Annotated in this window: 3 protein-coding genes and 1 pseudogene; 3 read left to right on the top strand and 1 reads right to left on the bottom strand. The window is 62.5% G+C overall.

Annotated features, from left to right (window positions below; all coding sequences use genetic code 11):
* Both QOC89_RS09190 and QOC89_RS09185 read left to right on the top strand, forming a co-directional pair.
* Positions 1-1507, top strand: a 1507-nt coding sequence (locus QOC89_RS09190) for an MGH1-like glycoside hydrolase domain-containing protein (RefSeq protein ID WP_416340381.1), incomplete at its 5' end; no start/stop codon positions are given.
* 194 nt (positions 1508-1701) lie between these two features.
* On the top strand, positions 1702-2964 hold the full coding sequence (locus QOC89_RS09185) for an MFS transporter (protein WP_323044736.1): 1263 nt from the start codon (positions 1702-1704) through the stop codon (positions 2962-2964).
* Positions 2965-2975: 11 nt separating this feature from the next.
* On the opposite strand, the pseudogene QOC89_RS09180 reads toward QOC89_RS09185, so the two are convergent.
* Positions 2976-3869: pseudogene (locus tag QOC89_RS09180) on the bottom strand (DMT family transporter); the annotation flags it as partial.
* A 140-nt stretch (positions 3870-4009) separates the two neighbouring features.
* On the opposite strand from QOC89_RS09180, the gene QOC89_RS09175 reads away from it, so the two are divergent.
* Positions 4010-4930, top strand: a complete 921-nt coding sequence (locus QOC89_RS09175) for a LysR family transcriptional regulator (protein WP_323044735.1) — start codon at positions 4010-4012, stop codon at positions 4928-4930.
* Positions 4931-5026: the final 96 nt, after the last annotated feature.

Genomic DNA, 5026 nt, shown 5'->3' with positions numbered 1-5026 from the left:
CTGGCGGCACATGTGCAATGGCGACATTGTGTCGATGCCCGACAAGTGGGAATACCCATGGTACGCGTCGTGGGATCTTGCATTTCATGCGGTCGCGTTTGCCGTGATCGATCCCGACTTCGCGAAGCAGCAATTGCTGCTGCTCGTGAAGGAACGCTATATGCATCCGAACGGGCAATTGCCCGCCTACGAGTGGGCGTTCGGCGATGCGAATCCTCCGGTTCATGCATGGGCCACATGGCGTGTGTACGAACTCGACCGTGAGGTGACGGGTGTTGGCGACCACGAATTTCTCGAAGTCATGTTCCACAAGCTGCTGCTCAACTTCTCATGGTGGGTCAACCGCAAGGACGCCGAGGACCACAACATCTTTCAGGGCGGCTTTCTCGGGCTCGACAACGTGGGCATCTTCGACCGGTCTTCGCCGCTGCCCACCGGCGGCCGCATCGATCAGGCCGACGGCACGGCATGGATGGCCTCGTACGCGCTAGACCTGATGCAGATCGGCCTCGAACTGGCGATGACGAACAGCGCGTACGTCGAAATCGCGGTGAAGTTCTTCGAGCACTTTCTGTATATCGCGGAAGCGGTCAGTTGCAGCGAAGGGTGCAGAACTGGGTTATGGGACGGACAAGACGAATTCTTCTACGACGTACTCCACCTTCCGGACGGTACCCGTGTGCCGATGCGCATTCGTTCGATCGTCGGGCTGATTCCGCTGTTTGCCGTACATGTGCTCGAGGATCGCGTGTACGGCCATCTGCCGGGATTGCGCGAACGGCTGGCGTGGTTTCTCGATCATCGGCCGAATCTCGCCAGGCTGGTGTCGCGCTGGACCGAACCCGGCACGGGTAACACCACGCTGCTGTCGCTGTTGCGCGGACAGCGGATGACCGCGCTGCTGCGCCGCGCACTCGACGAAGCCGAGTTTCTCTCCGGGCACGGCGTGCGGGCGCTGTCCCGTGCGCATCGCGATACACCCTATGTCTTCGACCATGACGGCGTGAACGTCTGCATTCAATACCAGCCGGCCGAATCGGATTCGCGCGTATTCGGCGGCAATTCGAATTGGCGCGGACCGGTCTGGATACCGGTCAACTACCTGCTGATCGAATCGCTATATGAGTTCCATCGCTACTACGGCGATGAGTTTCGCGTCGAGTATCCGACGGGATCGGGCAAGCGTTTTTCGCTGAGCGAGATTGCCGACGACCTCGCACGGCGCGTCACCACGCTCTTTCTCAAAGATGCCCAAGGCGTGCGGCCGGTGATGGCGGCCTATCCGATGCTGCAAGCAGATTCGGAGTCGCAGGATCTGGTGCTGTTCCATGAGTACTTTCACGGCGACAACGGACGCGGCGTGGGCGCTTCGCATCAGACCGGCTGGAGCGGGCTCGTCGCGCTGCTGCTGCAGCCGCGCATGATGAAGCTGTCCCATTTTGCGGCGGATGTCGCGTCGGTGGATGCGCCTGTGGGAGAAGACGCCGCACCGGTCATGGCCCGATAGCGTTTCGGCCGATAGCTAGTGCGTCCACCGGTTGAATCTCGTTCATGAGCTTCAACGCTTCGTCAACGGTCGCGGCATTGCCCACCACCACAGCCTTACAAAAAGAAAGCCCTGCGTAAGTATAAAAACCAAATAAATAAACTTGCTCTAAACTACCAGCCGCCCAAGCCAGTCTAGTAGAGAGCAAGAAGCCAATGCCCCAGCCTCCAGCCGATCCCACCGGCGGTCCTGACTTCAGTTTGCCCAAACACCCCGCCTTCCAACGCTTCTGGTGTACCCGCATCCTCTCGTCGCTGTCTTTCCAGATGCTCGCCGTGGCAATGGGCTGGCACATCTACGCGCTCACGCACAGCGCCTTCGCGTTGGGCCTCGTCGGCCTCGCGCAATTCCTGCCGATGTTCCTGTTGACGCTCGTGGTCGGTCACGTCGCCGATCGCTACGACCGTCGCCGGATCGCGGCCATTTGCCAAAGCCTCGAAAGCGCCGCTGCATTGCTATTCGCCTTCGGCACCTTCGGTGGCTGGATCAGTGCGCCGGTCATCTATGTGCTGGCCGCATGCGTGGGCGCGGCCCGCGCTTTCGAATCACCGGCGGTTGCCTCGTTATTGCCGGCCGTCGTGCCGCGCGGACAATTGCCTAAAGCCACGGCATGGGCGACCTCCGCGAATCAGTCCGCCCAGATCGCCGGTCCGGCCTTGGGCGGACTGCTCTATGGCATCGGTCCGGGCGCGGCCTATCTCGCCTGCACGTTGTCGTTCGCGGCCGCGGCCGCTACCGTGTGGGCCATTCCATTGCAGGCCAAGGTGGCGAGCCGCGCGCCGGTCACGCTCGAGTCGGTGTTCTCCGGCATCGCTTTTATCCGCAAGGAGCCTGTGATACTCGGCGCGCTTTCGCTCGATCTGTTCGCCGTGCTGTTCGGCGGCGCGACCGCGCTGCTACCGGTTTTTGCACGCGACATCCTGCACACTGGCCCGCTCGGTCTCGGCCTGCTGCGCTCGGGCACCGCCATCGGCGCGCTCGCGGGCACCATCTGGCTGGCCCATTTCCCGCTGCGTAATCGCCCAGGCGCTGCGATGTTCGGTGGCGTGATCGCGTTCGGCGCCGCCACGATCGTGTTCGGTCTGTCGCATCAATTCTTCGTGTCGCTCTTTGCGCTCATGGTGCTGGGCGCGTCGGACACCATCAGCGTCGTGGTGCGCCTGTCGCTCGTGCAACTGCGTACGCCCGACGAAATGCTGGGTCGGGTCAGCGCGGTCAATTCGCTATTCATCGGGACGTCGAATCAATTGGGCGAGTTCGAGTCCGGCGTGACGGCGGGATGGTGGGGCGCGCAGCCGGCCGTGCTGCTGGGCGGCGTCGCGACGATCGCCATCGCGTTGTTGTGGATGCGGTTTTTTCCGGAACTCAAGCGCACGCGTTCGCTGGAACGAGAAGAGGCGCTCGCGCCGAGCAGTTGATCGATGCGGCCCACGTGCAACGCCGTCCATCGCACCGTCGCGAGAATCGAAGCCACCACGATCAATGCACCGCCGATCCACGCTACCGTTGAGATCCGTTCACCTAACCAGATGCAGGCGAACAGTGCGCCGAAGGCCGGCTCGCTGCCCATCAGCAGCGACACGCGCGTCGGGCTGCTGCGCTTGATCGCGAAGTTCTGCGCGAAGAACGCGAATAGCGTGCACGCAATCACCAGATAGCCGATATAGCCCCAGAACCCGGCGTGCCCGGCGAACGACGGCAGCGGCTGCCACTGTTGCGGCGCAACCAGCAACGCAACCGCGGCGCTGCCGAATGCCACCACGCCCGACTGAACCGCGGTCACCGCCAACGGCGGCAACGCGGAGTCGCGCATCACCCGTTTAGTCACACATACATTCAATGCACGCAGCAGCGCGGCGAGCAGAATCAACGCGTCGCCGGAACTGAAACTCAGCGCGCCATCCCCCGCCAGCAGCCAGGCGCCGAACAGCGAAAGGGCGACCGCCATCCATTCGATGCGGCTCGGCCTGCGTTTGAGCAGCCACCATTCGACGAGCGGCGTCAGCACCACGCACAGGCTGATCAGAAACGCCGCATTGGCCGCGCGCGTCAGCAGAATGCCGAAGGTCTCGCAGAGAAAGATGCCGAGCAGCAGCGCGCCCGCGATGAGCACGCCGCGCAGCGTGCGGGCATCGGCGGCGCGCAAATGGCGCAACGCGGGCGACAGGATAACAAAGGTGATGCCAAAACGGATTGTCAGCAAACCCAGCACCGGATAGAACACTAGAGCGCTTTTGACGACGCCGTAACTGGTGCCCCACACCACGGCGACGGCGAGCAGCATCAGATCGGAAAGCAGAAGCAGGCGTTGTTGTTTCGACATGGCGGGGCGGACCTCAAGCGGATGAGCGGGTATTGCGCCCATATTGTGGAACTTTGCGTGCAAGGAGATAATCGGGTCGCCATGCACAGCTTTTATGTCTCAAACGCATCAATAGATGCTCCCTCAGCGAGCTTCACACGATGAACCCAACCGACCTTTTCGCGTTGCTGCCGGACATGGCGGTTTTCGCGCGCGTCGTCGATGCAGGCAATTTTTCGGTGGCCGCGCGTCAGCTCGGCAGTACGCCGTCTACCGTCAGCCGTCAGATCAAGCGGCTCGAGGACGCTTTGGCGACACGCCTGCTCGAACGGTCGACGCGCACGGTGCGGGTCACGGAATCGGGCGCCCAGGTCGTGCGTTTCTGCCGCGACATGGTGAGCGCCGCGTCGGGCGCGGTGGATGCCGCCGGGCAGCTGGCCGATAGACCGCAAGGCAAGGTCAGCGTGAGCGCGCCGACCGCGTTTGCGAAGACGGTGATTCATCCGCTGATTCCCGGCTTCCTGCGCGCGTATGACGAAGTCGACCTGCAACTGCTGTTCACCGATCACGACGTCGACCCGCTTGCCGACGATGTCGATCTGGTGATCCGTCTTACCGAGCATCCTCCGCAGGGACTCGCGGGACGCAGGCTGGGCGCGGTGCGCTGGCTGCTGGTCGCGTCGCAGGCTTACCTACGCGAGCGCGGGATGCCCGTGCAACCGCGCGATCTCCTCAAGCACGATTGCATTTATCTGGGCGAAACCGCCGATGACAACCGCTGGCGCTTTCGCCGCGTCACGGAGACCCAAAGCGTCGACGTGAAAGGGCGTTACATTGCCAATCATGTCGGCGCGCGGCTCGAAGCGGCACTGCTGAATTTTGGCATTGCGAGCTTGCCCGAATTTGCCGCTACCGATGCATTGCTGAGCGGCGATCTTGTGCAGGTGCTGCCCGACTGGAATCTCGAAGCGCGCGCTTACGTGGGGGCGGTGTGGCTGTTATATCCGTCGAATCGCTTTTTGCCGCCCAAGGTAAGGGCACTGATCGACTATCTTGTGGAGCACATTCACGAAGCGGCTTGAGCAGCGCGCTGACCCCTCCGGGCCCGAAGACCTGCAAGACGGCGCTTGTTATGCGTCGTCTTTCTTGAAGCGATCCTGTATGGCTACGAGTTGATC

The organism is Paraburkholderia sp. (assembly GCF_034668105.1).
Taxonomy (GTDB): Bacteria; Pseudomonadota; Gammaproteobacteria; order Burkholderiales; family Burkholderiaceae; genus Paraburkholderia.
The sequence above is the reverse complement of the archived record's forward strand: the minus strand, read 5'-3'. Positions and strand labels throughout refer to the sequence as shown.

What these genes read in the sequence shown, in the direction of transcription:
- QOC89_RS09185 (WP_323044736.1), top strand. Translation starts at nt 1,702, where the DNA reads ATGCCCCAGCCTCCAGCCGATCCCACCGGCGGTCCTGACTTCAGTTTG.
- QOC89_RS09175 (WP_323044735.1), top strand. Translation starts at nt 4,010, where the DNA reads ATGAACCCAACCGACCTTTTCGCGTTGCTGCCGGACATGGCGGTTTTC.